The following is a 26,628-nucleotide window of genomic DNA, read 5'->3' on the forward strand; positions in this document are numbered from 1 at the left end:
CCTATTTACGAAAGGCTTTTAGCATTTCATCAAGCTCGCGCTTTTTCGCTTCAAGCTCTTTATCATTTTCAATTGTTTGTTCTTTACCACTATCTTTTCCATTTTCATCAAACCAATCAGGTATTACTTCTGTACGAATCGGCTTTTTAGTAGACTTTCCTGTTTTTTTACTTTCTTTTACGCTGCGTTCTTCTTTCCGTGCTGCTTCCATCGCTTCCTTAACGGTTTTTATTTTTAATCGAGCCCAATGACTTGCAATCGATTCAACAAAGTTCTTTGTAAATTTCATATCTGTTTTTCTTAGAACAACCTCAATCAATACATTGACAACACCAGGGGGAAGCTTGTATTTAATCATGACTTCCTCGATTATTTTCAAATTCGAAACAGAGGGTTCCACTCCACCTGAAAGTTCTTTGAAAATCACGATCGGCGGTGTAGTTTCATATAGGCGAATTAATTTTTCTTCCTGCGTTATCGGTTCCGTTACTTGGACTTGATGGACAGCGGGCTGGGTTCGATTGATCAGACTTGGAAGCTGGTCATAATTTTCAAATTGATACCAATCACGAGCACCTTTTCTTAGATCCTCAATATCAATTTCATCCTTTTCATTGATTGCCCCTAGGATAAAGTTTTTCATTTCAATGGAGCTAATACCATATAAAAAGGCAAGGTTACTGATAACCTCTTTCACCTTTTTTGTTAATGCTTTTTGCGGGACTAGTGATTCATTAAGACCCGCCATTAACAGCTCAAAATCAAAGGTATTTGGATTGATTTGAATTGTTTTTTGTTCCTGACGGCCAATAAATCCTTGTTGGTGTTCTGCCTCCAGGTCCTCTTTATTGTCTTGCATATATTGAAGGCTTCCAGGTGTTGCCGACGCAAACACATCCTGAAAGGCTCTCGTTACTTCTTGGTAATCCTCTTCCATTGGCTTTTGCTTATCACTAAAAAATCGTTTTAGCCGGGAAAAATGGTTTTTCCCGATTTTTCGATACAAATAAATATTTAGCATTCCATCAAGAAAGAATTGCTCTGGATTTAGTGGCGGATGGATTTCATAGATAAACGTCCGGCCGCTTTCATCTGATTTTACAAATGTTTTTAATAACCCAATTCCCTCAAGCTTCAGCCTTGCTTCGTATATATCCTTTAAGTTGATACTTAATAAATTCATTAATAAATGATGGGTGGAGGATTCAGACCACAATCTATTTTCTTCAAGTTCTGCCCAAAGTGTCATATATAAGCTTAAGCAAGTGGAGCCAATTAAGGGCTGGTACAGAAAAGTCAATACTTTGCGATCATAGTCATGCAGCAATCCATTTGACGTAACAGAATAACGGTCAATCGGAATCAATTCCTGCCAATGCTGCGCCATTTTCATTCACCCTTTTAAAAAAGTAATAAAGAGCCAAAGACTTTCTTTAGCTCTCTAGGATTTCTCCTTGTTTATCAGTTCCTTTAATTCTTGAATAAAAACATTTATATCTTTAAATTGACGGTAAACCGACGCAAAGCGCACATATGCTACCTCATCAACATGCGCTAGCCTGTCCATCACCATTTCACCGATCAATTCACTTTTTATTTCAGATATCCCTTGACTGCGCAGTTCCTTTTCAACCCCTTGAGTAATATCCTCAAGCTCTTTTAAAGCAACAGGGCGCTTTTCACAAGCTTTAATCAAGCCTCGTAAAATCTTATCACGGCTGAATTCTTCCCTCGTACCTTCCTTCTTGACGACAATCAGTGGAATTTCTTCAATCTTCTCGAATGTCGTGAAACGATAGCCACATTCTTCACATTCTCGTCTTCGACGGGTTGCACGTCCCTCATCTACCGGCCGGGAATCAAGCACACGTGTACCATAATTTTGACATGAAGGGCACTTCATTTGATCAACTCCCAAATCAATCCATACATAATCATACTTATCTATTGTTTATCTTATTAGATAGAAAACCGTAACACAAGAAGTATTATTAGCTTTTTCCTTTGCGAACAAGTGTATGTATTTTGTTTATTTTCTCATAATAAGAAATAAGTCTTTTTCTTAAAATAGGCTGCAGACCAATGGGTGAAAATTTTTCTGATGAAATATTAAAATCCACCGCTGTTTCCAACGGTTTCACAGAAACAACCGTGACGATTAGGAAACAAGGAATCGGTTTATTGATTTCAACTGCAATCTCCCCATGATCTTTTGAAACCGTCGTAATTTTACAATCCGCATCCTGTCTAAATAGCTCTTCAACAGACTTAAATAGCTGATTGAAGGTAGCTTTATAGTAATGGGTAGTTAAGGAACTATCTTTTTGTTGATCTGAAGTTTCAATTTGTTTTCTGAAACGAATAAAAAGGTTGCCAATTATAGACATGATTGCCTCCAAAATATTATCTTTTCTTTAGTTTACAATACTTTTAGAAAAAAATAAAAGAGATGTATATTAAATACACCTCTTGTTGTGATTATTTATGGTTCTTTTCTAAAATTTTTATCCAACTTTCACTTGATTGCAATTCGCCATTAAATGTGCCACATATAAGGTTAGATCGACTACGCGTGAAGAATAGCCCCACTCGTTATCGTACCAAGCAAGCACTTTTACTTTTTTATTTCCTATTACCATAGTTGATAATCCATCGATAATAGCGGATTTCGGATTTGTATTGAAATCAACCGATACAAGCGGTTCCATTGTAAAGTCGATGATTCCCTTTAACGGACCATTTTTCGCCTCAATAAAAGCCTGATTGATATCATCAATGGTTACATCGTGCTTTAAATCGACAACCAAGTCAACTAAAGAAACATTCGGTGTAGGTACACGAAGTGACATCCCATGCAACTTGCCTTTTAACTGTGGTAATACAAGTGACAAAGCTTTGGCAGCTCCCGTTGAAGTTGGAATGATAGATTGTCCACATGCCCTGGCTCTCCGTAAATCTTTATGCGGGTTATCGATATTCCGCTGATCATTTGTATAGGAGTGTATGGTTGTCATCAAACCATTTTCAATTCCAAACTTTTCATCCAAAACCTTTGCCACTGGTGCTAGACAGTTTGTCGTACATGAAGCGTTGGAAATTACGTCATGCTGATTGATATCAAGCTGATCTTCATTAACGCCCATAACAATGGTAATATCCTCATCTTTCCCCGGTGCAGTAATGATGACCTTTTTTGCTCCTGCGTCTAAGTGCAGAGCTGCTTTGTCACGTGAGTTAAATTTCCCAGTTGCTTCAATAACCACATCGATATTTAACTCTTTCCATGGAAGCAGTTCTGGATTTCGATTATTTAATAATTTTACTCGTTTACCGTTTACAATTAGTTCTTCATCTAACGCAATGATATCCCCTTGAAATGGTCCATGAACCGTATCATATTTAATTAAATGTGCTAACGTTTCTGCTGGATAGCTCGCATTAATTGCAATAATATCAAGCGTATTTTCAAGGATCGCTTTTCTAAAAACCATCCTTCCAATTCTCCCAAAACCATTAATTGCAATTCTCACCCTCATTTCACGGCCCCTTCCGTAATAATGTTATACTTATTAACTTATTTGATGTAATTAGTATAACATATTTAGATGAAATAGCCATATATAATGTGCGGATTTTTTTTAAAATGTTTTTAATTCAGATAGCTTGTTAACAGAATGTCCAATAAGTTTATCCAAAAATCCTTGAATCTTTTATATAATTAGAAAGAGGAAGGGACGTGACGTATGGTCATTAATCCACGCAAGGTACCAGAAGATTTAGCAATTTTGAGAGTTTTGAATCCAAGAATGAAGTTAACAGAAAAGGAGAAACAGAATTATTTAATCCTCGAAAAAGGGTTCGAGGGGGAATTAAAATTTGATTCCTTGTCGGAAAATCTTCAAAGTGAAAATTTGATTTCCAATGGTTTATTGCTCGACTATAATAATTCAATCTTCCAAATTGATTCGCTAATCAGTTTTCAAAAATCGCTTTATCTCATTGATGTAAAAAATTTTGAAGGCGATTACTACTTTAAAGAAGACGGCTTCTATTATGGTACTGGGAAACCCATGAAAGATCCACTTGCCCAATTGAAAAGATGTCATTTGTTGCTTAGTCAATTAAACGAGCAGCATGGATATAATCTCCACATCGAATCATACCTTGTTTTCATAAACCCCGAATTTACGTTGTATCATGCACCCGAAAATCAACAAATCATTTTACCCACACAGGTTATTCGCTTCTTAAATAAGTTAAATACGGTTCCATCAAAGATAACTGATAGAAACATAAAACATGCTAACCTTTTAATCTCCTTAAAACTGGACAAAAATCCTTTTTCTAAGATTCCAGCCTATGATTATGACAAACTTCAAAAAATGTTAACCTGCGTTTCATGTAACTCTATTTCCATTATTGTTGGCAGAACGAAGTTAACTTGTGGTACATGTTCGTGTGTGGAGGACGTTGAATCAGCTGTAATGAGGTGTGTGGATGAATTAAGACTTTTGTTTCCCGAGAAAAAAATAACTACTCGCTGCGTTTTCGAATGGTGTGGGGGGATAGTACCTGAAAGGCAGATTAGGCGCATATTAAATGAAAATTTTGCAATTGTCGGAAAGTATAGGTTTGCTCACTACAGGTAAAGTAAAAATGGTTCCCTATTTACCAGGATTCACATGGTAATGCGGGAGCCATTTTTGCCTTTTGGGCACTTGGTCGCCCCCCACTTGACCGAACCATTTCTTTTTTTCTTTTTCGCGCACATGGGAGCCCTCCACTTGACCGAACCATTTCTTTTTTTCTTTTTCGCGCACATGGGAGCCCCCCACTTGACCGAAAATTTTCTTTTTTTCCTTTTCGCGCACATGGGCGTCCTTCACTTGACCGAAACATTTCTTTTTTTCTTTTTCGCGCACATGGGAGCCCCCCACTTGACCGAAAATTTTCTTTTTTTCTTTTTCGCGCACATGGGCGTCCTTCACTTGACCGAAACTTTTCTTTTTTTCTTTTTCGCGCACATGGGCGCTCCCCACTTGACCGAAACTTTTCTTTTTTTTCTTTTTCGCGCATATAAGAGCTCACCACTTGCCCAACCATTGCAAACAAAAAAAGAAGAGGCTCGCCCCTTCTTTTTCACGTTGTGATTCCCCAGCCTTCCAAAATTTCGAAAAGCTGTTTTCTGGTTTCCTCAACTGTCCCATTATTATCAATAACCGCATCGGCTAACGCAACTTTATCTGCAAGCGGCATTTGTGATTTCACTCTTGCCTCTGCATCTTCCAATGAGAGATCATTTCTCTCCATAAGCCGCTGCAATTGGACCGCTCTATCTACAAATACCAAAATAGTTTTTTCTACCATGAATGTTAATTTACTTTCAAATAGCAGTGGGATATCGAGGACAACGAATTGTTCCCCCCGCTCCACGGCTGCTTCCACTTGGTCCTTCATCCTTTTTCTAACCTCGGGATGGACCATTCCGTTCAAGAGGTGTCGTTTCTCGGCGTTATGAAAAATGATAGAACCGAGTTTCTGCCTGTCAATCTCACCACCAGGAAGTAAAATATCCTGGCCGAATTCAGCGACGATTTTTTGATAGGCGGGTTCTCCTTTTTCAACAGCAAGGCGGGCTTCTACGTCTGCGTCAATAACAGTGATGTCCATTTCTTTTAGCATATTTGAAACTGTACTTTTTCCACTGGCTATTCCGCCTGTTAATCCGATTACTAGTGACATACTCTTGTCCTCTCATATTCATAATTTCCAAATACCAATGATAATTAATAAAATCCCTGGTAAAAAGGTAAACTTTTGGATCCAATTAAATTTATGAAAAAAACTACCGCATTTTATTCCAAAAAGAACAAATAAAGAGCTCATGACGGCAACGGTGATGGCCAAATAGATTGGAGAGAATCCCAGCATAACGGCGCCTATTCCTGCTCCAAATGCATCAATGGATAAGGCAAAGCCCAACATGAGTGCCTCGATTCCAGTTATCGTACCCGAACGGTCAAAGTCCGCCGACATTGGTTTTTTTAGGATGTTTATCGCGATCCCTAACGAGCGAATTTCAAAATTAACAATTAACTTTTCATGTTCGAGTTGTTCGGATTCCTTTTCTTTTTCAGATCGAAAAAATTGAAACAATACCCAGGCGCCGAGAGCAATTAAAATAAAGCCCCCCAAGCTTGCCGTGATATTTGGTGATAAAATCTTTCCTAACCCGTGGCCGATGGACACAGCAATCATTAATGAAATTGCTGAACAAGTGGCAATAATGAAAACTGATTTAAGCGGCAGTACCATTTTTCTAAGGCCATACGTAAACCCTACGCTAAAGCTATCAAGACTGAGAGCAAAAGCCAGCAGGAGAAGTGAGAACAAGTGAAACATGATGTCTAGGCTCCTTCCGTCAATCACTACGATAGTATATGGCAGGAGCCTATCCTTTGTTATTAAATTGTCAATCCACTTCTAACGCTTAAAGCTTTTGGCAGTTCGGGCAGAAATGCGTCCCTCTTCCGCCTACCTTCGTTTTTTCTAGCAGCATGCCACAGTTTTTACATGCTTTCCCTTCACGGCCGTAGGCATATAATTCAAGCTGGAACATTCCAATCTCACCCTGTGAATTCACATACGAGCGAATCGTACTTCCCCCTTTTTCAACTGCTTCACCTAATGTTTTCACAATTTCTCGATGAAGTAGTGCTAATTCAGGTTCATTCAAAGAATTAGCGATCCTTTCAGGATGAATTCCCGAACGAAACAATGCCTCGTCCACATAGATGTTACCAAGTCCAACAAAGACTTTTTGATCTAAGAGGGCAGGTTTTATCTTTCTATTTGTCTTTTTCAGCTTTTCAGTCAAATACTCGACTGTAAAATCCGCTGAAAAAGGCTCTGGTCCAAGGTCAATAAGCGGAGGTTTTTGAAATTCTTCGCCCTTTTTATACAAGTGCATCGTTCCAAATTTACGCACATCCCGATACCGTAACTCACTTCCATCGGTAAAATGAAAAATGACATGAGTATGCTTATCATACGGATCTTCACTCGGATAAAGTCCATATTTCCCTTCCATTCGTAAATGGGAAACTAGGGCGAAAGTCGTCGTATAGATGATCAGAAACTTACCTCTTCTACCGACATCCTCTATCGTTTCGCCTTTTAGGGCATCAATAAATTGCTCCACCTCTACTGGATTTTTGATGATTTTCGGCCAGTGGACGGTTACATTTTCAATCTGTTTATCCGTAACAAGACTTTTTAACGTTTTTCTTACTGTTTCTACTTCTGGCAACTCCGGCATACATTAAGTCCTCCCTGAATGCTATCTAGCATCACTGCAGCTTTCTACTTCGCATCAAACCATGTTGGACCATAGGAAAAGTCGACTTTTAATGGCACTTTTAATTCAAGGGCATTTTCCATCACATCAGGAACTAATTTCTTGAGTGTTTCGATTTCCTCTTCTGGTGCTTCAAAAATAAGTTCATCGTGCACCTGGAGAAGGAGTCTTGTTCTCAGGCGATAATCCTTCAATGCTTCAGCCATATCAATCATCGCTTTTTTGATGATATCGGCGGCACTTCCCTGAATGGGTGTGTTCATCGCCGTTCTTTCTGCAAAGCTTCTAACATTAAAATTACGGGCGGTAATCTCTGGAATATACCTTCTTCTATGCAGCAGCGTTGATACGTACCCTTTTTCTTTAGCCGAATGAATGATGTCATCCATATACTCTTTCACCCCAGGGTAGCTAGTTAGATAGCGGTCAATAAATAGTCCAGCTTCCTTACGGGTAATCCCCAGGCTCTGTGAAAGACCATAATCGCTGATTCCATAGACGATACCAAAGTTTACTGCCTTAGCCTGTCGTCTCATATTGGATGTGACTTCATCAGCACTCACATGGAATACATCCATCGCCGTTTTTGTGTGAATATCAAGGTCATCTTTAAATGCTTGTATTAGTTTCTCATCACCGGCAATATCGGCAAGAACCCTTAACTCAATTTGCGAATAATCGGCTGCAAAAATGATCCATCCTGGTTCAGATGGGACAAAGGCTTGGCGAATTTTCCGCCCCTCTTCCAATCGAATGGGAATGTTTTGTAGGTTCGGGTCAATCGAGCTTAATCTGCCTGTTGACGTTAAAGTTTGTTGGTATCGTGTATGAATTTTTCCTGTCTTTGGATTTATCACTTTAAGTAGACCTTCGATATAAGTAGATTGCAGCTTTCCTAATTGTCTATAAGTAAGAATATGCTCAATAATCTCATGATCATTTGCTAATTTCTCCAAAACATCCGCTGACGTGGAATATCCTGTTTTTGTTTTCTTAAAGGGTGGCAGGTTTAGCTTTTCAAATAAAATCACACCCAATTGCTTGGTTGAATTAATATTGAACTTTTCACCGGCCAAATCGTAAATAATGCCTTCAATTTCAATAAGCCTGTCATGAATTTCGCCGCCCATCTTTTGCAAGCGTTCCTTTTCCACTTTGATCCCACAGGATTCCATATCAGCTAAAATGAGCGATAAAGGCATTTCTAGCTCAGTAAACAATTCATATTGTTCATTTGTTTTTAACTCATCTTCCAGTTTTTGATGCAGATCAAACATGGCAAGGCTTTTTCGAACTAGGTGCTCAGCAAGCAGTGCAGCATCTGGAATTTTCCGCTTAGCCCCTTTTCCATAAAAAGACTCATCTGACTGGATCGTAATCCCGTATTTTCTTGCAATCGTTGAAAGGTCGTCGATGGATTCAGTTGGATTGATAAGATACGAGGCCATTAATGTGTCAAAATTGACCCCTTTTAAATGAATATCATGCCTTCTTAGTAAAACTTCAGAGCGCTTCGCATCATAGACGTTTTTCTTTTTCGATTCATCTTCGGCCCATTTTTTAAAGCTTTCGGATTGTATAGCTAACTCTGTTGGTAAATAATAATATCCTTTTTCATTCACAATCGAAAAACCAAGAATATCTGCATAATGATAATTATCTTCAATCATCTCAACGTAGAAATGATTATTATCTGCAAACAATTCATCGGTAATCACTTCGGGGGTTTGAAACTCTATTTCTTCAAGCTCAAGTTGGTCGGGACTCGTTGTGTCGCCGCCTAACTTTTCCAATAACGAGTGGAAGCCAAGTTCTTTATATAAAGCAACAACTTTTTCTCTCTCAATGCCCTCGAAAATCGCACTTTCGACGGTTACTTCTACTGGCGCCTGCCTTTCAATCGTAGCAAGCTCCTTACTCATTTTTGCTTGATCTTTAAATTCTTCCAGCTTTTCTTTTAATTTACTTCCAGCCACTTGATCAATGGATTCTAGTAACTTCTCTAAAGTTGAAAATTCCTTCAGAAGCTTAATCGCTGTTTTTTCTCCGACACCAGGTACTCCGGGAATATTATCAGAAGGATCACCCATTAATCCTTTCATATCGATAATTTGCTCTGGAATTAGGCCGTACTTATCCATAACATGCGCAGGCGTGTATACCTCAATATCAGTAATTCCTTTACGGGTAATTCCGACCGTCGTATGTTCAGATGAAAGCTGCGTTAAATCCTTATCACCGGAAATGACTTTAATTTCATAGCCAGCATTTTCGGCAGATAATGAGAGCGTTCCAATGATGTCATCCGCTTCATAATTTTCAAGCTCATAGCGCTTTATTCCATACGCATCTAGAAGCTCCCGAATATAAGGGAATTGTTCAGATAGTTCGGGCGGTGTTTTTTGCCTTCCACCCTTATATTCTCCAAAAGTCTTATGACGGAATGTGGTTTTTCCTGCGTCGAATGCAACGAGTATATGGGTTGGTTTTTCATCTTCCATAATCTTGTTCAGCATCATAGTAAAGCCATATACTGCATTGGTGTGGACACCTTTGTCGTTATTCAATAGGGGCAGTGCAAAAAAAGCACGGTAAGCAATACTGTTCCCATCTATTAATACTAATTTTTTCTTATCCATCCATTTACCCCTTTCAGGCTAATTCATATATTTATGTAGTTCGACGATAAATTCACTGCCTTCACCAAGGGTGCTTTTCACGGTGATGTTTCCATGATGTGCTTCAACCAAGTGTTTTACAATTGCTAAACCAAGACCTGTCCCTCCAGAATCACGGCTTCTTGCTCGATCAACACGATAAAATCTTTCAAAAATCCGTGGGATCTCTTCCCTCTTTATTCCAACACCAGAGTCTTTAACATGGATTTTAACTGTTCTCTCATGATCAAATAGTGATACCTTTACATATCCTTTTGTCGAGGTGTACAAGATTGCATTACTAATTAAATTAATTAATACCTGTTTTAAGCGGTCATGGTCTCCTTGGATAAATAAATCTTTCCCCTTAAACTCAAGCCCTAGGTGAATATCCTTTGATGTTGCCTTTTTATTAAGCATGGTAATTACTTCTTGTATTAATTCGGACAGATCAAAGTCCTGGATGTTAAGTTGAAATTCCTGCTGTTCAATTTTGGAGAAATCAAGCAGGTCTTGAATTAGCGATTGCATTCGACCGCTTTCTTTATTAATAATTGATAAAAAAGCTTCAAGCGTATCTTTATTGTTCATCGCACCATCTAACAACGTTTCAGTAAAGCCTTTAATTGAGGTAACGGGCGTCTTTAATTCATGTGATACATTTGCTACAAAATCTTTTCTCATTTTTTCAAGTTTCTTTAACTCAGTAATATCATGGAAAACAAGTAAAACGCCTTTCCAAACATTATTTGTCCCAATAATCGGTATCCCATGCACATCAAAGTATCTTCTTTCAATTCCCAAAGGAAAACGAAGTTGTTTTCTGACTTTTTGTTCAGTACGGAAAACTTCCCCAATCACACTTCGGATTTCTTCCTGCTCAATTATTTCGTAATATAAATAATTTAAGTAATCTGATGTGGTCACGTGAAAGATCTCGATGTAGCCTTTATTAATTAGATTTATGTATCCACGGCTGTCAATCAATAGCAGCCCAGCACCCATATTTTCTATCAGTGCACTTAACCGGTCTTGCTGTATTTCTTGGGCTTTACTCATTTCTTCAAGATTTTGAGCCAGCACATTGATAGTAGTGCTTAACATACTGGTTTCAATTAATTCGTTGCTTTCTATTCGTGCACGATAATTTCCTTTTGCCAATTCAATCGCCACATTCGTAGCAGCTTCAATTGGCTTTGAATATTTTGAAGTTATTCTATATCCAAGATATATAAAGACAATAAGGGCCATCACTAAGCTAATCGATAGAATCAACCAAATTTGTGAGTACGCTTTTTTTAGTTCATCCGTTTTTGTAATAATAAACAGATATCCTTCTTCCTTACCAGCTTTTTCTATGGACTTCCAGGAATAGTGTAAATCGTATTCATCATGTTCAATCAGCTTTGTATCATTTTTTGCCTTTTCTTTTAAAACTTCATTAATATTTTCCTTTATTCCGTTACCAATCGACTTGTCCATTTCCCCGCTATCAAAAAAAATCATCCCAGCGGTATCTGTAATAGCCAGTCTCACATTGAGCATACGACTTATTTTCATTACTTCATCTTGATTAATTGAGTTTACTCCACCATTTTTTTCAATATTCAATTTAAGCAGATTGCCCTCTTTATTTAATCTTTCATTATATGTATCAAGGTAGTTACTTTTAAAAAGCTGACCTAGAATAATTCCTAATCCCACTAAGCCCATAATAAGTAAGGTTATTAGGGCAAATAGAAGCTTTTTACGGAATTTTATCATTCACTCTTCGGCTCCTCGAGCTTATAACCTAGTCCACGGACAGTTTTAATATAAGCAGGTTTTCTCGTATCCTCTTCAATCTTTTCCCTTAGGTGTGAGATATGAACATCTACAATACGAGTATCTCCAGCAAATTCATAATTCCATACAGCACTTAATAATTGATCACGAGTTAAAACGCGATTTTTATTTTGAGCTAAGTAGTGCAGTAACTCATATTCCTTTAAGGTTAATTCTAAATGCTGATTATTAAAATATGCTTCGTATTTTTCCGGAAAGATTTGTAGACTCCCGACCATGATTACAGAACTATCCAAAATTTCCTCTTCATTCTGGTTTGTCTGTATTTGAATTCTTCTTAATATTGCTTTTACGCGGGCAACGACTTCCCGTGGGCTAAATGGCTTAATCATATAATCATCAGCCCCAAGCTCAAGCCCCAATATTTTATCAAACTCATCATCTTTAGCCGTTAACATTAGGATCGGTGTCATGATTTTTTGTTGTCGAAGCTGTTTACACACTTCGATTCCGTCCATATGGGGCAGCATTAGATCTAAAACAATAATATCTGGTGCCATTGTTTCTGCTAATTGTTTTCCCATTAATCCATCCATCGCTGTGATTACATCAAAGCCCGCTTGTTGCAAATTATATTGTAGTAACGTTACAATTGATTGTTCATCGTCTACAACTAGTACCTTATTTTTCATAGTTACCCCCGAAAATAATTCAATTTTCTACCTTAATCCATTATAATATAGAACCAAAAAGATTACCTACTATCCAACCTAAGAACAAAAAAAAGGAATGTGAGTGAGCACATTCCTTGTTTAAAAAAAATACTAAAAATTATCTAACACATTGCCATCCATTCCTCCTAGGTGATACGGAGGACACACTTTCACTTTCCCGGTAATAACTGCCTCTTCTTTTTCATTTGTACCAACAACCGTAATCATTACTGTATGGTCCTCCTGATTTACTTCAACAACTTCTAGTAATAACTGGACTGTTGCATAATGGTAAACAGGTTTGGGAAATTGAATATCTTGGCTTACAATATGGCTTCCTGGTCCTGGTAAATACTTTGAAATCGCCGAGGTAATCATTCCAGTGAGCATAATACTTGGGACGATTGGCTTTTTGAATGGTGTTTGGGACGCATAATCATGCTGAATAAATAACGGATTCGCATCATCTGTTAACCCTAAATACAGAAGAATTTCCTTATCTTCAACTTTTTCAGTTAAGGCTAGTTTTTCGCCAACTGACATTTCTTTAATTTCTCTGCCTAGTTTTCTTTTCTTTCCCAAAAGCATTCTTCCACACTCCTTTGTAAACGGTTTCATATGTAGTAGAAAAAATTCGGGGATTCATTTTCCCCGAATTCCTTTTCGTTACACTAATACTTTCATTACGTTTTGAACGGATTCTACGGATTTGTCTAATGCAGCTTTTTCTTCTGCTGTTAGGTCAAGTTCAATTACTTTTTCAATTCCGTTGGCGCCAAGGATTGTTGGCACTCCTAGGTAGATACCTTCATATCCAAATTCTCCTTCAAGATAGGCAATCGAAGGAAGAACGCGGCGTTGGTCTTTAAGAATAGCTTCACACATTTCAACAAGGGAAGCCGCAGGAGCATAATAGGCACTGCCATTTCCTAGAAGGTTAACGATTTCACCGCCGCCTTTTCTAGTACGGTCAACGATTGCATCTAACCGGTCTTTAGGAATTAATGTTTCTAATGGAATGCCTCCAGCGTAAGAATAACGTACAAGGGGAACCATATCATCACCGTGACCACCTAAAACAAAGCCGGTAATATCTTTTACCGATAGATTTAATTCTTGGGCAACGAATGTACGGAAACGAGCAGTATCCAATACTCCAGATTGTCCGATTACTCGGTTTTTAGGAAACCCTGATTCCTTAAATACCGTATATGTCATTGCATCAACAGGGTTTGTTAAGACAAGGATTGTACAGTTTGGAGAAAACTTCACGATTTCTTGGGTAACACTCTTCATGACTCTTTGGTTTGTTTGAACTAGATCATCACGGCTCATTCCAGGCTTACGAGCTATACCTGCAGTAATAACCACGATATCAGAATCACGAGTGTCTTCGTAATTTGATGTACCCGTGATATTCGCATCAAAACCTTGAACTGGACTTGCTTCAAGCATATCTAAAGCTTTTCCTTTTGTTGGGTTTTCCATTTGTGGAATATCAACTAGAACAACATCACCTAACTCTTTTTGTGCAAGTAAGAAAGCTGTTGTAGCCCCAGTGAAACCGCTACCAATTACAGAAACCTTTTTTCTCTTCAATGACATTATTACCTCTCCCCTTTGCCCTTTGAAAGTATTAACATCCTTAATCAAAAGGGCTGTTCGAAAACAGCCCTGAATGTCCATGTCGAGCTTCAACACCTAGGCGATGAGCTTTCCCCTTATTCCATGTTCTTAATTAATTCATCTGCGAATTCAGATGTTTTCACTTCTGTTGCTCCGTCCATTAAACGAGCGAAGTCATACGTTACCACTTTAGAAGCAATGGTATTTTCAACTGATTTAATCACCATTTTCGCTGCTTCAGTCCAGCCTAAGTGCTCAAGTAGTAATACACCAGATAGGATAACTGATGATGGATTCACTTTATCAAGTCCAGCGTATTTTGGTGCAGTACCATGTGTTGCTTCGAAAATAGCATGTCCAGTTTCATAGTTGATGTTTGCTCCAGGAGCGATACCAATTCCGCCTACTTGTGCTGCTAGAGCATCAGAAATGAAGTCTCCATTTAAGTTCATAGTTGCTACAACATCAAACTCACGTGGACGTGTAAGGATTTGTTGTAAGAAGATATCAGCAATCGCATCTTTCACGATAATTTTGCCAGCTGCTTCGGCATCAGCTTGTGCTTTATTAGCAGCATCTGAACCTTGCTCAGCTTTAATGCGATCATATTGAGCCCATGTAAAGACTTTATCGCCAAATTCTTTTTCAGCAAGCTCATAACCCCAGTTTTTGAATGCGCCTTCTGTGAATTTCATAATATTTCCTTTGTGCACGAGCGTAACAGATTTACGGCCTTCTTTAATCGCATAATTAATGGCTGCACGTACAAGACGAGATGTTCCTTCTTCAGAAACTGGTTTAATACCGATACCTGAAGTTTCAGGGAATCTGATTTTGTTAACACCCATTTCGTTTTGTAAGAAATCGATTACTTTTTTAACTGCTTCTGTGCCTTTTTCATATTCAATTCCAGCATAGATGTCCTCAGTGTTTTCACGGAAAATCACCATGTCCGTATCTTGCGGACGCTTAACAGGAGATGGTACCCCTTCAAACCATCTTACCGGACGTAAGCATACAAATAAATCTAGCTCTTGACGAAGGGCAACGTTCAACGAACGGATACCGCCGCCAACAGGTGTTGTAAGTGGGCCTTTAATTGCAATCAAATATTCGTTGATAACATCAAGAGTTTCTTTTGGAAGCCATTCACCCGTTTGGTTAAATGCTTTTTCTCCAGCAAGAACTTCTTTCCAAATTAATTTGCGCTCGCCTTTATAAGCCTTTTCAACTGCGGCATTTAATACTCTCTCGGACGCTGCCCAAATATCTGGACCAATTCCGTCACCCTCGATAAATGGGATTACTGGATTGTTTGGTACGTTTAATACTCCGTTGATAACTGTGATTTTTTCGCCTGTCATGATTTCTTTCTCCCTCCTGTATGTAAAAAAACAATCATCGAATTGCAGCCAAGGTTAGAGATAAGACTCCCTAACCATAGGTTACAATCTTATTAGAACAATTTTTTTCATAAAAGTAAAATGAATTAACCCCTTTGTTCAATTGGAACATAAGTCTGCATGCCAGGACCGGTATATTCTGCACGCGGACGAATTAATCTGTTGTTATCATATTGTTCTAGAATATGAGCAAGCCAGCCCGAAACCCTGCTTACAGCAAAGATTGGTGTAAATAAATCATGGTCAATACCTAAGCTGTGGTACATAGAAGCAGAATAGAAATCAACGTTTGGCGGTAATTTCTTTTCACCTGTAACGATTTCTTCTATCTTTTCAGACATCTCAAACCAATGAGGCTCGCCTGTAAGTTCCGTTAATTTTTTAGACATGGCTCGTAAGTGCTTCGCACGAGGATCGCCGGAGCGATAAACGCGGTGTCCAAAGCCCATGATTTTTTCTTTGTTGGCAAGCTTTTCACGAACATATGGCTCAACATTTTCAATCGTTCCAATTTCCTTAAGCATTTTCATAACTGCTTCATTTGCACCGCCATGTAGTGGTCCTTTAAGTGCTCCAATTGCAGCTGTAACTCCTGAGTATACATCGGATAACGTTGCCACACATACTCTCGCTGTAAATGTAGAAGCATTCAGTTCATGATCTGCATGTAAAACAAGTGCTTTGTCTAAAGCATCAATAGCAATTTTATCTGGCTCATTTCCAGTTAACATATAAAGAAAGTTTGCCGCAAAGCTTAAGTCGGTTCTTGGCGCAATCGGTTCAAGTCCTTTTCTAACGCGCGCAAAGGTTGTAATAATGGCCGGCATTTTTGCTTGAAGTCGAACCGCCTTTTGATAGTTTGACTCGGGGTCCATTAAGTCTGCTTCTTCATCATATAATCCTAATAAAGAAACGGCGGAACGAAGCGCAGCCATTGGATGAACCTTTTCAATTGGATACATTTTAAAGTGCTCAATCACTTCTTGTGGCAGTGCCGCATTTTCAGCCAGTTGCTTTTTTAATTCTGCTAATTCAGGCGCTGTTGGTAATTTGCGGTGCCACAATAAGTAAATTACTTCTTCGAAACTTGCATTATCAGCTAAATTATCGATGTCATACCCAACATATGTCAATGTATCATCGATGATTGAACTGATGGAAGAAGTTGTTGCCACTACCCCTTCAAGACCACGTGTAACTGTCATAGAAAATCTCTCCTTCTCATTCTAATTTCCCCATTACCCATTTGTAAAAAGAAGTATTTTTATCAGCTGAAATCGAACAACGGTCACAGCTGTGTTGAAAGATATTCTTCATTTCAAACATTGATTATGAATGAATATGGCGCGCCTCTTTTTTTAAGGCTGTGTTAAACAAGACTGTTGATTTGCGCTCCACTAAGGAAAGCTTCATTGAATAATCACCGCAGGGACAGGCGTTCTTTGCCTGTCACGAGGCACTTCGCTTTCCGCGGGCGGTCGGTGAGCCTCCTCGCCGCTGCGCGTCTGCGGGGTCTCACCCTGACCTGCTAGTCCCGCAGGAGTCTCGTGCCTTCCGCGCAAAACAACAGGCTATAAAATCAACAATAAACTTTAACACAGCCTTTTTAAACAAAATATCTAGATTGAGCGCTTGCTCGGGAAAAGACCAACAAGCAAATAACTTATTTGTTGATGAAAAAGTTATTTCACAAGTAATCTAGCATATTAATGTGACTTATGTAAAAAAGGATGCGCTTTCAAGTCCTATTATAAACAATTATCAGATTTTTGTGAACGAAAAGGGGTTGAAAAGTTCAAAAAAATATTATTTTACAAAAAAACTAGTGAAAAAAATCGATTATTTTCATTACTGTATAGGCAATTCCAGCACCAATAAGTGGTCCAACAGCCACACCTTTAAAAATAGATACGGATAAAATGGTTCCTAAGACCAGTGCGGTTGTAATATGCGGCTCATTTTGTAATAAAGATATTCCGCCCTTTGCAAGTAATGCTACAAGAATACCAGAAATGAGCGCTATCCAAGCTTGTGGTGATTTAAAAGCACCAGACAAATCTTTAAAACCAATATCCCCCGATGCTATCGGAGCTAACACAGCAATTGTAATGAGGGTAATTCCCCAGTTAATTCCTTTGCTTTGTAAAAAAGTAAAGGATTTGCTATCAAGTCCGCTCAACTTTAAAACAAGTAAGACGACAATAGCAATCAACAAGGAGTTGTTTTTTGCAATAATCCCAATAATTAGCAGTAGTAATAAGAACAATAATGACTCATTAAACATTTACTTCATCCACCTTTTTATCATCTCTGTATGGAAAATCATGCGTTGTTATGCAAATAATGTTAAACTATAACTACCTATATGACTGGTTAGGAGGCATGTTATTGGATAAAAAATACTTGTATCAAACGGTAAGGTTCATTTTAGTGTTTGCGATTATTGTTATCGCACTTCTAGCATTTTATTATTTATCAAAAGTGACCTATCCATTTCTAATTGCCTTAGTAATTGCCTTTTTTATCAATCCAATTGTTACCATATTCGAAAGAAAACTTCGAATGCCTAGAGGATTAGCTGTCTTTGTGGCGTTAATTTTTATTTTTGCGATTCTTGCAGGCTTAGTTACACTGTTGGTTGCTGAAATTGTTTCGGGTGCAAATTACCTTGCTAGAGTTGTTCCCGAGCATTTGGATACATTAATTGGCTATATCGAAGAGTATATTACTGGTCAAATTATCCCTCTTTATAATCAATTAACAGGCATGTTTAAACAGTTGGATAATGGCCAGCAAAATACGATCATCAATAATATTCAAAATGTCGGCACAACAATTGGGTCTACGGTTGGAACATTCATTCAAAATCTTTTTGGCAATATCCCAGTGATTCTTTCATGGTTCCCAAATGCAGCAACAGTATTAATTTTTTCCTTGCTAGCTACCTTTTTTATTAGTAAAGATTGGGACAAATTTTCACGGTTCGGAAACAGGATATTACCAGAAAAAGCTAAATCAAGCAGTAAAACGGTCATTGTTGATTTGCAGAAGGCCTTATTTGGTTTTCTGAAGGCGCAATTAACTCTTATTTCTATAACAACGGTTATTATTTTAATCGGACTGCTTGTCCTTCGGGTTGATTATGCGATCACCATTGCTTTAATAACCGGTGTCGTGGACATTATTCCCTATCTTGGTACTGGGGCTGTTTTTGTACCATGGATTATCTATGAAGTCATTACAGGGGATATTGGTCTCGCTGTGGGCTTAGGGGTACTTTATTTATTGGTTATTGTTCAAAGACAAGTGATGGAACCCAAAATACTCTCATCTAATATTGGGATCGATCCATTAGCCACGTTGATCGCGTTGTTTGTCGGATTTAAACTTATTGGTTTTCTAGGATTAATCGTTGGACCAGTGACCCTAGTTATTATCAGCACCCTCTACCGCGCAAATGTTTTTCACGACCTATGGACTTTTATAAAAGGAAAAGAAATATAATAGCAAAAACGTCAATCTCCAATTGGAAGTTGGCGTTTTTTATTTGATAATCTTAATATTCCCTTTTTCAATTCTCTTTCGTAAAGAATTTATCATCAGGAATTTAAATGGCTTTCTTGTAGGTGGGAATAAAAACAAAAATCCGAAGATATCGGTAATAAACCCAGGTGCCAATAGAAGCGTTCCGCCAATTAAAATACTAATGCCATCCAATACAGAGTCACCAGGAATTTGACCATAGGCAAGCTGTTCCTGGGCTCTTTTTATCGTTTGCAGTCCTTCTCGCTTAGCCAAGTAAGCACCAACTACTCCTGTAAAAATAATAAAAGCAATCGTTGGCAACACCCCGAACGTTTTTCCTGATACAAGCAGAACCCCAATATCAATGGCAGGGATCACAATAATTAATAAAGCTAAATAGCGCATTTATTTATCTCCTTCAAACCAGCTTGTATTAATTATATACCGAATTGGTAATTTAGTGCTCAAAAAAAAAGAAGGGGTAATCCCTTCTCTTCTCCAATCTTAAAGGACGCTTGCGTGTCCGTTATAGATGACACCTCTTGATGCGTCTACTGTGATTTCTTGACCGTCTTTGAACAGTTCTAGTGCGTTTTCAACACCAACAATGACTGGGATGCCAAGATTTAGTCCAACGACAGCTGCGTGGCTAGTTAGTCCGCCTTCTTGGGTGATCAGAGCAGCACATTTTTCAATAGCCGGTACCATATCACGATCTGAACCTAGGGTAATTAAAATGGATCCTGGCTTTACCTTTTCAATAGCCTCCCCCGCATTATGGGCAATAACTACTTTACCAAAAGCGGACTTACGGCCAATCCCTTGTGCTCTAGTGATAATATCACCGACAACATGAATCTTCATCAAATTGGTTGTACCTGCTTCACCAACAGGAACTCCAGCTGTGATGACAACTAGATCACCATGTTTGACAAGACCACTGTTGACACTATCTTCCACTGCACTATCAAGCATTTCATCCGTTGAGGTGCACATTTTTCCAAGCTGAGGATATACACCCCATACAAGCGCTAATCGGCGGCAAACATGCTCGTTTGCAGTAACTGCCACAATTGGTGCCTTTGTGCGGTATTTTGAAATCATTCTTGCAGTATGTCCACTTTCAGTTGGTGTAATAATTGCATTTACCTCAAGATTTAAAGCAGTATGGGCAACTGACTGACCAATTGCGTCTGTAAGATTGTGTTCTGTATCTTTTCTGCGAGCAGAAAGAATTTCTTTATGGTCTAGAGCTGATTCTGCTCTAGAAGCTATATTATGCATGGTTTGCACAGCTTCAACAGGATATACTCCTGCCGCTGTTTCACCAGATAACATAATGGCATCCGTACCATCAAAAATTGCATTGGCAACATCACTTGCTTCTGCACGTGTCGGACGTGGGTTACGCTGCATAGAGTCAAGCATTTGGGTAGCTGTAATTACGGGTTTACCAAGTGCATTACATTTTTTAATTAACATTTTTTGCACGAGTGGTACTTCCTCAGCAGGTATTTCTACACCAAGATCTCCACGAGCGACCATTAAACCATCAGAAACTTCAAGGATTTCATCAATATTATCTACGCCCTCTTGGTTTTCAATCTTAGGGATAATATGAATATGTGTAGCCTGCTTTTCTTCTAGAATCTGACGGATTTCCAAAACATCACTTGCACGGCGGACAAAGGATGCCGCAATAAAATCTATACCTTGTTCAATTCCAAACAGGATATCATTTGTATCCTTTTCAGTGATACCTGGAAGCTTCACCGATACTCCAGGAACGTTAACCCCTTTTTTGTTTTTCAATGTTCCACTGTTAAGGATTTTTGTTTGAATTTCATTTTGTTCTTTATCAATATGAAGGACTTCTAGTCCGATTAAACCATCATCCAAAAGGATTTTAGACCCTACCTGAACATCATCAATTAATCCTGGATATGTAATCGAAAACTTTTCAGTTGTCCCTTCTACCTCGTTCATCGATACAATAATGTTATCTCCAGACGTTAGTTCAATTGCTCCGTTTACCATATTATTCGTGCGGATTTCTGGACCTTTTGTATCAAGTAAAATCGCAACCGTTTTACCTGTCATTTTAGATGCTTCACGAATATTTTGGATTCGCTGACCATGCTCTTCGAAGTCACCATGGGAGAAATTTAAGCGACACACATTCATCCCTGATTCCATCAATTGAGTTAACTTTTCTACACTTTCACTTGCAGGACCGATCGTACATACGATTTTCGTTTTACGCAACATCTTTGTTTCCTCCTATATTTCAACTAGTACTTTTAGATAGGGCTCTTTTCTTTCAACAGCCTAAATAGATAATTCTTTTGAAAGCTTAACAAGTTCAAGGTCTAGATAATGCTTTCTTTCTAAAGCCTCGACGATGTCATAATCAACCAGGTTATTTTTTTCAATCCCCACGGCACGTCCGCCCTTGCCTTCTATTAACAATTCAACGGCTCTTGCACCTAAACGGCTTGCCAGCACTCGGTCAGCAGCCGTTGGAGATCCACCGCGTTGAATATGACCAAGGACAGAGACTCTTACATCAAAGTTCGTTGCTTCTTTAAGCTGCTTTGCAAAATCATTGCCGTTGCAAACTCCCTCTGCAACAATTATGATACTATGCTTCTTCCCGCGTTCCTGCCCTTTGCGAAGTCTGTCTACAATTTCAGCCAAATCATAGCCTTCTTCAGGAATAAGAATCGTTTCTGCTCCACCAGCTAATCCAGCATACAATGCTAGGTCTCCTGCGTCCCTTCCCATTACCTCAATGACAAAGGTTCTTTCATGAGATGTTGCAGTGTCACGGATTTTATCTAAGGCGTCAATAACGGTGTTTAATGCTGTATCGAAACCAATGGTAGCTTCAGTACCAGGAATATCATTATCAATCGTTCCAGGCACACCAACGCATGGATAACCTTGTTGTGTCAATGCTCTAGCACCTTGATAAGATCCATCGCCGCCTATAACAACAAGTCCTTCAATACCATGTGCTTTTAACTGTTCAATTCCCTTTTGCTGTCCCTCTGGTGTTTTAAATTCTGGGCAGCGTGCAGTTTGCAGCATAGTCCCTCCGCGATGAATAATATCACCTACAGAGCCAAGTTCAAGTTTTTTTATTTTTCCAGAAATGAGTCCAGTGTATCCACCATAAATTCCATAAACCTCAACGTTATGATAGATTGCTTTTCGGACAACCGCCCGGATAGCTGGGTTCATTCCTGGTGAGTCACCACCGCTTGTTAGGACGCCAATTTTTTTCATTTATACCACCTCTAGCAATTTAATTTAATAGTATGTATTTCTAAGTTAAAAGTATTCCGTTCCTTAGGTCATAAGCGGTCTTTATATATTATTTACATAAAAGCCGGTAATATTAATAAAATACCACTAAAGAGACACCTTAACAACTCAATCACATTAGTATATTTAATAGACGGAATTATCGGTTAACTGAAAACGTTTAACCCTAAGTTGAAAACGCAGTCATTAACATCTTTTGGAAATGTTTTGACATAATTGTGAACGCAGCAAAATAAAGTAAAACGTGCTCAGTGAGCACGTTTTTAGATACTAATATAGTCCTTTAAAAAGGAATATTCACCAATCGTTCTGAACTTATTATAGCGATCAACGATTAATTCTTCTTCTGATAGTTCTAAAAGTTCCTTTAAGGATTTCTTCAAGAAGATGTCAATCGCCTCTGCTTGATCCTTGACATCTTTATGCGCGCCACCTTTGATTTCGGGGATGATATCATCAATGATGCCAAGTTCCTTCAAATCTGGTGCAGTTATTTTCATGGATTCGGCAGCCTTCTTAGAAAGAGAAGAGTCTTTCCATAGAATTGCTGCAGCACCTTCTGGAGAGATAACAGAGTAAGTGGAATTTTCAAGCATATACATGCGGTTGCCAACTCCTAGAGCCAGCGCTCCTCCACTTCCACCTTCACCAATAACGATACAAATGACTGGAACCTTGAGTCCGGCCATTTCAAACAGGTTCCTTGCTATCGCTTCACTTTGTCCTCGTTCCTCTGCAGCTTTACCAGGATAGGCACCTTTTGTATCAATGAAACAAATAATAGGACGCTTAAATTTATCCGCTTGCTTCATTAACCTTAGTGCCTTTCGATAGCCCTCTGGGTGAGGCATTCCAAAGTTTCTGCGAATATTTTCCTTCGTATCTTTTCCTCTTTGATGGCCAATGACCGTTACAGGCAGCCCTCTAAATTTAGCAACTCCACCTACAATCGCTTCATCATCACCGAATGTTCTATCGCCGTGACATTCAAAGAAACCGACAAACAGGTTGGAAATATAGTCTAATGTAGTCGGTCTATTTGGATGTCGGGCAATTTGCACTCGGTCCCATGGTTTAATATTGTCATAAATATCTTTTTCAAGTTTTTCAAGTCTTAATTCTAATTTTTCAATTTCTGACGTTAAATCTACATCTGCAGTTTTTGTAAACTCTTTTAGTTCGGCAATTTTATTTCTTAGTTGCACGATTGGGCGTTCAAATTCTAATTCCCCTACCATCCGAGCTCACCTCCTGGTTGATGAATTTCAAGTATGTTTGTGATTTTATCCACTAAATCAAGTCGTGAAATAATGGCATCAAGCTGTCCATGCTTTAAAAGAAACTCTGCTGTTTGGAAGTCTTCAGGCAATTCCTCACGAATCGATTGTTCGATGACTCTGCGTCCTGCAAAACCAATTAATGCCCCTGGCTCGGCAAAGTTATAATCGCCAAGTGATGCAAAACTTGCTGAAACGCCTCCCGTTGTAGGGTGCGTCATCATCGAAATAATTAGCCCGCCATTATCACTAAATCTCTTTAATGCAACGCTTGTTTTGGCCATTTGCATTAAACTTAGGACACCTTCTTGCATTCTGGCACCACCAGATGCGGTAAAAATAATAAATGGCACAGACAGTTCATCTGCTTTTTCGATAGCACGAGTTATTTTTTCACCAACAACAGAACCCATACTTCCCATTCTAAATGTAGAGTCCATAATCGCTAGAACAATCTTATTACCATTAACACTTCCGCAGCCAGTGACAACTGCTTCGTTAATCTTTGTTTTTTGGCGATCTTTTTCTACTTTTTCAAGATAATCCGGGAAGTTCAACGGATTTTCAGAGATCATGTTTTCATTGATTTCTGAAAAGCTGTCCTCATCTAAAAAGCTGACAATCCGCTCCTTTGCGTTCATGGCAAAGTGGTATCCACACTGTAAGCAAACCTTCATATTTTTAGTTAATTCTTTTGTATACATAATCGTTTTACAGGATGGACATTTAGTCATAATTCCTTCAGGTACATCATTCTTCGCTGCCTCGGTAGGAATCGTTGCATATTTCTTCTTTTTAGGTGTATTTTTTGTAAAAAGTTCTTTAAGCAATTCGCCCAAACCTCCCATGTCTGAAAATCAAGCCAAGCGGCAAGTTTTTTTATCTTATATTGAAGTCTTTCCTTAAATAATGACCATTCAAACCTAACCTTTAAAAATTGGTCAGACCACCCAAAAATGAAAAATGCCCACTTCACTTAGGGCTCGTTGGCTTGTCTATCACTATAAAGGATAGATCCTTCAAATTCTGTTAGTATTTGTCGGTTAAATTAGACAAATTTCTTAATTGCCGATAAGCGGATAAGGTCTTTAACTCATCTTTTTCAATCAATGCTTCGATTAACAATAAAAAATTATCCTGATTATACTCCATATTCTTGGGCTGTACTGAATTGTAATAATCCTTTAATATTAACCAGATTCTCGAAAACAAATAATTATCTGCTATCTCAATGAGGTGATAAAAGATTTGATCGTCATTTAATTGATTTCTTTCAACTAGACCTTTTAACTGCAATAACCGCTTTTCGTCTATTCTACTTATAACTAATCGAAGTAAATCCATTTCAATTAAATTCTTTGTTTCAATCACATCAAGCTTAGCTTTTTCATCTTGGAGAATAAAGGTGCCAAGAAGCTGCACAAGCTGATTGCCCTGAAAGTCTCTGATGAAAGTACCTTCACCACGTCTTGTTTCGATTAACCCAAGCAGTTCCAACGCCCTTAAAGCTTCCCGAACGGAAGAGCGCCCGACATTCAGGCGCTCAGACAATTCCCGTTCAGATGGGATTTTATCTCCAGATATTAAATTATCTGCAGCAATCATCGCTCTAAGCTGTTTAACAATCTCTAGATATACTTTTTTATTCGCCACTAATTAATCACTCACTTTTACCAATAATAGCGAGCCTGGCTGTTTTTTCTTTAATATCTTCAGGATCAACCTTGATACGGGCAACACCTGTTTCCATAGCCGCTTTAGCTACAGCTGCAGCAACAGCTGGCGCCACTCTTGGATCAAAAGGAGCAGGGATAACATAATCCTCATTTAGCTCTGATTCATGTATTAAACTGGCAATTGCCTCAACAGCTGCCACCTTCATCTTTTCGTTGATATGTGTCGCACGCACATCCAGCGCACCACGGAAGATTCCAGGGAAAGCTAGTACATTATTTACTTGATTTGGAAAGTCAGATCTACCCGTTCCAATCACTTTTGCTCCCGCTTCTTTTGCCACATCCGGCATGATCTCTGGATTTGGATTAGCCATTGCGAAAATAATAGAATCATTATTCATGGAAGCAACCATTTCCTTTGTCAGTGCTCCTGCAACAGATACGCCAATAAATACATCTGCCCCTTTAATTACATCTGCAAGGCTACCAGTAAGATTTTCACGATTGGTGAATTTAGCTACTTCTGCCTTAACGTCATTCATACCTTGTGGGCGGCCTTCATAAATAGCGCCCTTAGTATCACACATAATAATATCTCTTACACCATAGCTGTGCAATAATTTAATAATGGCAATTCCGGCTGCACCAGCTCCATTAGCAACAACTTTGATTTCAGTAATTTTTTTGCCCGTTAACTTAAGAGCATTTACAAGTCCAGCAACCGTTACAATGGCGGTACCGTGCTGATCATCATGAAAAATAGGAATATTGGTTTCTTTTTTTAATCTCTCTTCAATCACAAAGCAATTTGGAGCAGCGATATCTTCTAGATTCACTCCGCCGAATGTCGGCTCAAGTAACTTTACTGTTTCGATTATTTTTTCTACATCAGTTGTGTTTAAACAAATTGGGAAGGCATCAACGCCAGCAAAGCTTTTAAATAATACTGCTTTTCCCTCCATAACTGGAAGTGCAGCTTCTGGTCCAATATTCCCCAAACCTAAGACAGCTGTCCCATCTGTGACTACAGCTACCATATTGCCCTTCATCGTGTATTCATAAACCATTTCTGGCTTTTCATAAATGTCTTTACACGGTTCAGCAACCCCAGGAGAATACGCTAAACTAAGATCCTTAGCATTTCTTACAGGTACTTTTGATTTAGACTCAAGCTTTCCTTTGTTAATACGATGCATATGTAGTGCTTCTTCGCGTAAAGTCAAGATAAACCACCCCTTATATTAATACAAAAAGATATTGATAAATGCAATTTATTTTAGTA

General features: G+C 38.6%; 25 protein-coding genes. 2 read left to right on the top strand and 23 right to left on the bottom strand.

Annotated elements, in window-relative coordinates; all coding sequences use genetic code 11:
* Position 1: 1 nt before the first annotated feature.
* The 4 genes from BLR86_RS05625 to BLR86_RS05640 form a co-directional block, all read right to left on the bottom strand.
* Positions 2–1,387, bottom strand: coding sequence for a replication initiation and membrane attachment family protein (locus BLR86_RS05625; RefSeq protein WP_090759149.1), 1,386 nt, complete (start codon positions 1,385–1,387; stop codon positions 2–4).
* 54 nt (positions 1,388–1,441) lie between these two features.
* A complete protein-coding gene (gene nrdR, locus BLR86_RS05630; protein ID WP_045523558.1) occupies positions 1,442–1,903 on the bottom strand; it encodes a transcriptional regulator NrdR in 462 nt (153 codons plus the stop codon).
* Positions 1,904–1,991: 88 nt separating this feature from the next.
* Entirely contained in the window at positions 1,992–2,387 is a 396-nt protein-coding gene (locus BLR86_RS05635; protein ID WP_090759151.1) for a hypothetical protein, read from the bottom strand.
* Positions 2,388–2,504: 117 nt separating this feature from the next.
* Positions 2,505–3,536 (bottom strand): glyceraldehyde-3-phosphate dehydrogenase, encoded by a 1,032-nt coding sequence (locus tag BLR86_RS05640; protein WP_090759153.1) that lies wholly within the window; start codon positions 3,534–3,536, stop codon positions 2,505–2,507.
* 207 nt (positions 3,537–3,743) lie between these two features.
* Here BLR86_RS05640 and BLR86_RS05645 point away from each other — a divergent pair, with 207 nt between their 5' ends.
* Positions 3,744–4,649: a nuclease-related domain-containing protein gene (locus tag BLR86_RS05645; RefSeq protein WP_090759155.1), complete on the top strand. Its 906-nt coding sequence runs from the start codon at positions 3,744–3,746 to the stop codon at positions 4,647–4,649.
* Between the two features lie 15 nt (positions 4,650–4,664).
* On the opposite strand, the gene BLR86_RS05650 is transcribed toward BLR86_RS05645, so the two are convergent.
* The 12 genes from BLR86_RS05650 to BLR86_RS05705 all read right to left on the bottom strand — a co-directional run bounded on the left by BLR86_RS05650 (position 4,665) and on the right by BLR86_RS05705 (position 17,825).
* Positions 4,665–5,024 carry a hypothetical protein gene (locus BLR86_RS05650; protein WP_090759157.1) on the bottom strand — a complete coding sequence of 120 codons (360 nt, stop codon included), beginning with the start codon at positions 5,022–5,024 and terminating at the stop codon, positions 4,665–4,667.
* A gap of 115 nt (positions 5,025–5,139) precedes the next feature.
* The gene (gene coaE / locus BLR86_RS05655) at positions 5,140–5,742 is read right to left on the bottom strand and encodes a dephospho-CoA kinase (protein WP_090759159.1); all 603 of its coding nucleotides are present in this window, start codon (positions 5,740–5,742) and stop codon (positions 5,140–5,142) included.
* 18 nt (positions 5,743–5,760) lie between these two features.
* Positions 5,761–6,402, bottom strand: coding sequence for a sporulation membrane protein YtaF (ytaF, locus tag BLR86_RS05660; RefSeq protein ID WP_090759161.1), 642 nt, complete (start codon positions 6,400–6,402; stop codon positions 5,761–5,763).
* Positions 6,403–6,490: 88 nt separating this feature from the next.
* Complete coding sequence (mutM, locus tag BLR86_RS05665) at positions 6,491–7,318, bottom strand: DNA-formamidopyrimidine glycosylase (RefSeq protein WP_090759163.1); 828 nt, start codon at positions 7,316–7,318, stop codon at positions 6,491–6,493.
* A 44-nt stretch (positions 7,319–7,362) separates the two neighbouring features.
* A complete protein-coding gene (gene polA, locus BLR86_RS05670; RefSeq protein WP_090759165.1) occupies positions 7,363–9,996 on the bottom strand; it encodes a DNA polymerase I in 2,634 nt (877 codons plus the stop codon).
* A gap of 18 nt (positions 9,997–10,014) precedes the next feature.
* Entirely contained in the window at positions 10,015–11,778 is a 1,764-nt protein-coding gene (gene pnpS / locus BLR86_RS05675; RefSeq protein ID WP_090759167.1) for a two-component system histidine kinase PnpS, read from the bottom strand.
* Complete coding sequence (locus BLR86_RS05680) at positions 11,775–12,491, bottom strand: response regulator transcription factor (protein WP_090759169.1); 717 nt, start codon at positions 12,489–12,491, stop codon at positions 11,775–11,777. Before BLR86_RS05680 ends, pnpS begins: the two co-directional genes overlap by 4 nt.
* A 132-nt stretch (positions 12,492–12,623) precedes the next feature.
* Positions 12,624–13,100, bottom strand: a complete 477-nt coding sequence (locus BLR86_RS05685; RefSeq protein WP_090759171.1) for a MaoC/PaaZ C-terminal domain-containing protein — start codon at positions 13,098–13,100, stop codon at positions 12,624–12,626.
* Positions 13,101–13,178: 78 nt separating this feature from the next.
* Positions 13,179–14,117, bottom strand: a complete 939-nt coding sequence (gene mdh, locus BLR86_RS05690; RefSeq protein ID WP_090759446.1) for a malate dehydrogenase — start codon at positions 14,115–14,117, stop codon at positions 13,179–13,181.
* 116 nt (positions 14,118–14,233) lie between these two features.
* Complete coding sequence (gene icd / locus BLR86_RS05695; protein ID WP_175492802.1) at positions 14,234–15,505, bottom strand: NADP-dependent isocitrate dehydrogenase; 1,272 nt, start codon at positions 15,503–15,505, stop codon at positions 14,234–14,236.
* Positions 15,506–15,627: 122 nt separating this feature from the next.
* Positions 15,628–16,746 carry a citrate synthase gene (gene citZ, locus BLR86_RS05700; protein WP_090759175.1) on the bottom strand — a complete coding sequence of 373 codons (1,119 nt, stop codon included), beginning with the start codon at positions 16,744–16,746 and terminating at the stop codon, positions 15,628–15,630.
* Between the two features lie 617 nt (positions 16,747–17,363).
* A complete protein-coding gene (locus BLR86_RS05705) occupies positions 17,364–17,825 on the bottom strand; it encodes a DUF441 domain-containing protein (protein WP_090759177.1) in 462 nt (153 codons plus the stop codon).
* A gap of 104 nt (positions 17,826–17,929) precedes the next feature.
* On the opposite strand from BLR86_RS05705, the gene ytvI reads away from it, so the two are divergent.
* Entirely contained in the window at positions 17,930–19,045 is a 1,116-nt protein-coding gene (gene ytvI, locus BLR86_RS05710; protein ID WP_090759180.1) for a sporulation integral membrane protein YtvI, read from the top strand.
* Between the two features lie 39 nt (positions 19,046–19,084).
* Here ytvI and BLR86_RS05715 read toward each other — a convergent pair whose 3' ends face one another.
* From BLR86_RS05715 to BLR86_RS05745, 7 genes are all read right to left on the bottom strand, one after another.
* Entirely contained in the window at positions 19,085–19,471 is a 387-nt protein-coding gene (locus BLR86_RS05715; protein WP_090759182.1) for an FxsA family protein, read from the bottom strand.
* A gap of 99 nt (positions 19,472–19,570) precedes the next feature.
* Positions 19,571–21,331 (bottom strand): pyruvate kinase, encoded by a 1,761-nt coding sequence (gene pyk, locus BLR86_RS05720; protein WP_090759448.1) that lies wholly within the window; start codon positions 21,329–21,331, stop codon positions 19,571–19,573.
* A gap of 63 nt (positions 21,332–21,394) precedes the next feature.
* Positions 21,395–22,354, bottom strand: coding sequence for a 6-phosphofructokinase (gene pfkA / locus BLR86_RS05725; RefSeq protein ID WP_090759184.1), 960 nt, complete (start codon positions 22,352–22,354; stop codon positions 21,395–21,397).
* A gap of 302 nt (positions 22,355–22,656) precedes the next feature.
* A complete protein-coding gene (accA, locus tag BLR86_RS05730; RefSeq protein WP_090759186.1) occupies positions 22,657–23,631 on the bottom strand; it encodes an acetyl-CoA carboxylase carboxyl transferase subunit alpha in 975 nt (324 codons plus the stop codon).
* Positions 23,625–24,500 carry an acetyl-CoA carboxylase, carboxyltransferase subunit beta gene (gene accD / locus BLR86_RS05735; protein ID WP_090759188.1) on the bottom strand — a complete coding sequence of 292 codons (876 nt, stop codon included), beginning with the start codon at positions 24,498–24,500 and terminating at the stop codon, positions 23,625–23,627. Before accD ends, accA begins: the two co-directional genes overlap by 7 nt.
* 199 nt (positions 24,501–24,699) lie before the next feature.
* Positions 24,700–25,323 carry a FadR/GntR family transcriptional regulator gene (locus BLR86_RS05740; RefSeq protein WP_302847202.1) on the bottom strand — a complete coding sequence of 208 codons (624 nt, stop codon included), beginning with the start codon at positions 25,321–25,323 and terminating at the stop codon, positions 24,700–24,702.
* Positions 25,324–25,330: 7 nt separating this feature from the next.
* Positions 25,331–26,569 carry an NADP-dependent malic enzyme gene (locus BLR86_RS05745; protein ID WP_090759190.1) on the bottom strand — a complete coding sequence of 413 codons (1,239 nt, stop codon included), beginning with the start codon at positions 26,567–26,569 and terminating at the stop codon, positions 25,331–25,333.
* Positions 26,570–26,628 lie beyond the last annotated feature (59 nt).

This window comes from Bacillus sp. OK048 (assembly GCF_900103525.1).
GTDB lineage: Bacteria > Bacillota > Bacilli > Bacillales > Cytobacillaceae > Neobacillus.

Excerpts from the sequence above, each read along its gene's own strand:
- BLR86_RS05625 (WP_090759149.1), bottom strand. The coding sequence starts at position 1,387 with ATGGCGCAGCATTGGCAGGAATTGATTCCGATTGACCGTTATTCTGTT.
- nrdR (WP_045523558.1), bottom strand. The coding sequence starts at position 1,903 with ATGAAGTGCCCTTCATGTCAAAATTATGGTACACGTGTGCTTGATTCC.
- BLR86_RS05635 (WP_090759151.1), bottom strand. The coding sequence starts at position 2,387 with ATGTCTATAATTGGCAACCTTTTTATTCGTTTCAGAAAACAAATTGAA.
- BLR86_RS05640 (WP_090759153.1), bottom strand. The coding sequence starts at position 3,536 with ATGAGGGTGAGAATTGCAATTAATGGTTTTGGGAGAATTGGAAGGATG.
- BLR86_RS05645 (WP_090759155.1), top strand. The coding sequence starts at position 3,744 with ATGGTCATTAATCCACGCAAGGTACCAGAAGATTTAGCAATTTTGAGA.
- coaE (WP_090759159.1), bottom strand. The coding sequence starts at position 5,742 with ATGTCACTAGTAATCGGATTAACAGGCGGAATAGCCAGTGGAAAAAGT.
- ytaF (WP_090759161.1), bottom strand. The coding sequence starts at position 6,402 with ATGTTTCACTTGTTCTCACTTCTCCTGCTGGCTTTTGCTCTCAGTCTT.
- mutM (WP_090759163.1), bottom strand. The coding sequence starts at position 7,318 with ATGCCGGAGTTGCCAGAAGTAGAAACAGTAAGAAAAACGTTAAAAAGT.
- polA (WP_090759165.1), bottom strand. The coding sequence starts at position 9,996 with ATGGATAAGAAAAAATTAGTATTAATAGATGGGAACAGTATTGCTTAC.
- pnpS (WP_090759167.1), bottom strand. The coding sequence starts at position 11,778 with ATGATAAAATTCCGTAAAAAGCTTCTATTTGCCCTAATAACCTTACTT.
- BLR86_RS05680 (WP_090759169.1), bottom strand. The coding sequence starts at position 12,491 with ATGAAAAATAAGGTACTAGTTGTAGACGATGAACAATCAATTGTAACG.
- BLR86_RS05685 (WP_090759171.1), bottom strand. The coding sequence starts at position 13,100 with ATGCTTTTGGGAAAGAAAAGAAAACTAGGCAGAGAAATTAAAGAAATG.
- mdh (WP_090759446.1), bottom strand. The coding sequence starts at position 14,117 with ATGTCATTGAAGAGAAAAAAGGTTTCTGTAATTGGTAGCGGTTTCACT.
- citZ (WP_090759175.1), bottom strand. The coding sequence starts at position 16,746 with ATGACAGTTACACGTGGTCTTGAAGGGGTAGTGGCAACAACTTCTTCC.
- BLR86_RS05705 (WP_090759177.1), bottom strand. The coding sequence starts at position 17,825 with ATGTTTAATGAGTCATTATTGTTCTTATTACTACTGCTAATTATTGGG.
- BLR86_RS05715 (WP_090759182.1), bottom strand. The coding sequence starts at position 19,471 with ATGCGCTATTTAGCTTTATTAATTATTGTGATCCCTGCCATTGATATT.
- pfkA (WP_090759184.1), bottom strand. The coding sequence starts at position 22,354 with ATGAAAAAAATTGGCGTCCTAACAAGCGGTGGTGACTCACCAGGAATG.
- accA (WP_090759186.1), bottom strand. The coding sequence starts at position 23,631 with ATGGTAGGGGAATTAGAATTTGAACGCCCAATCGTGCAACTAAGAAAT.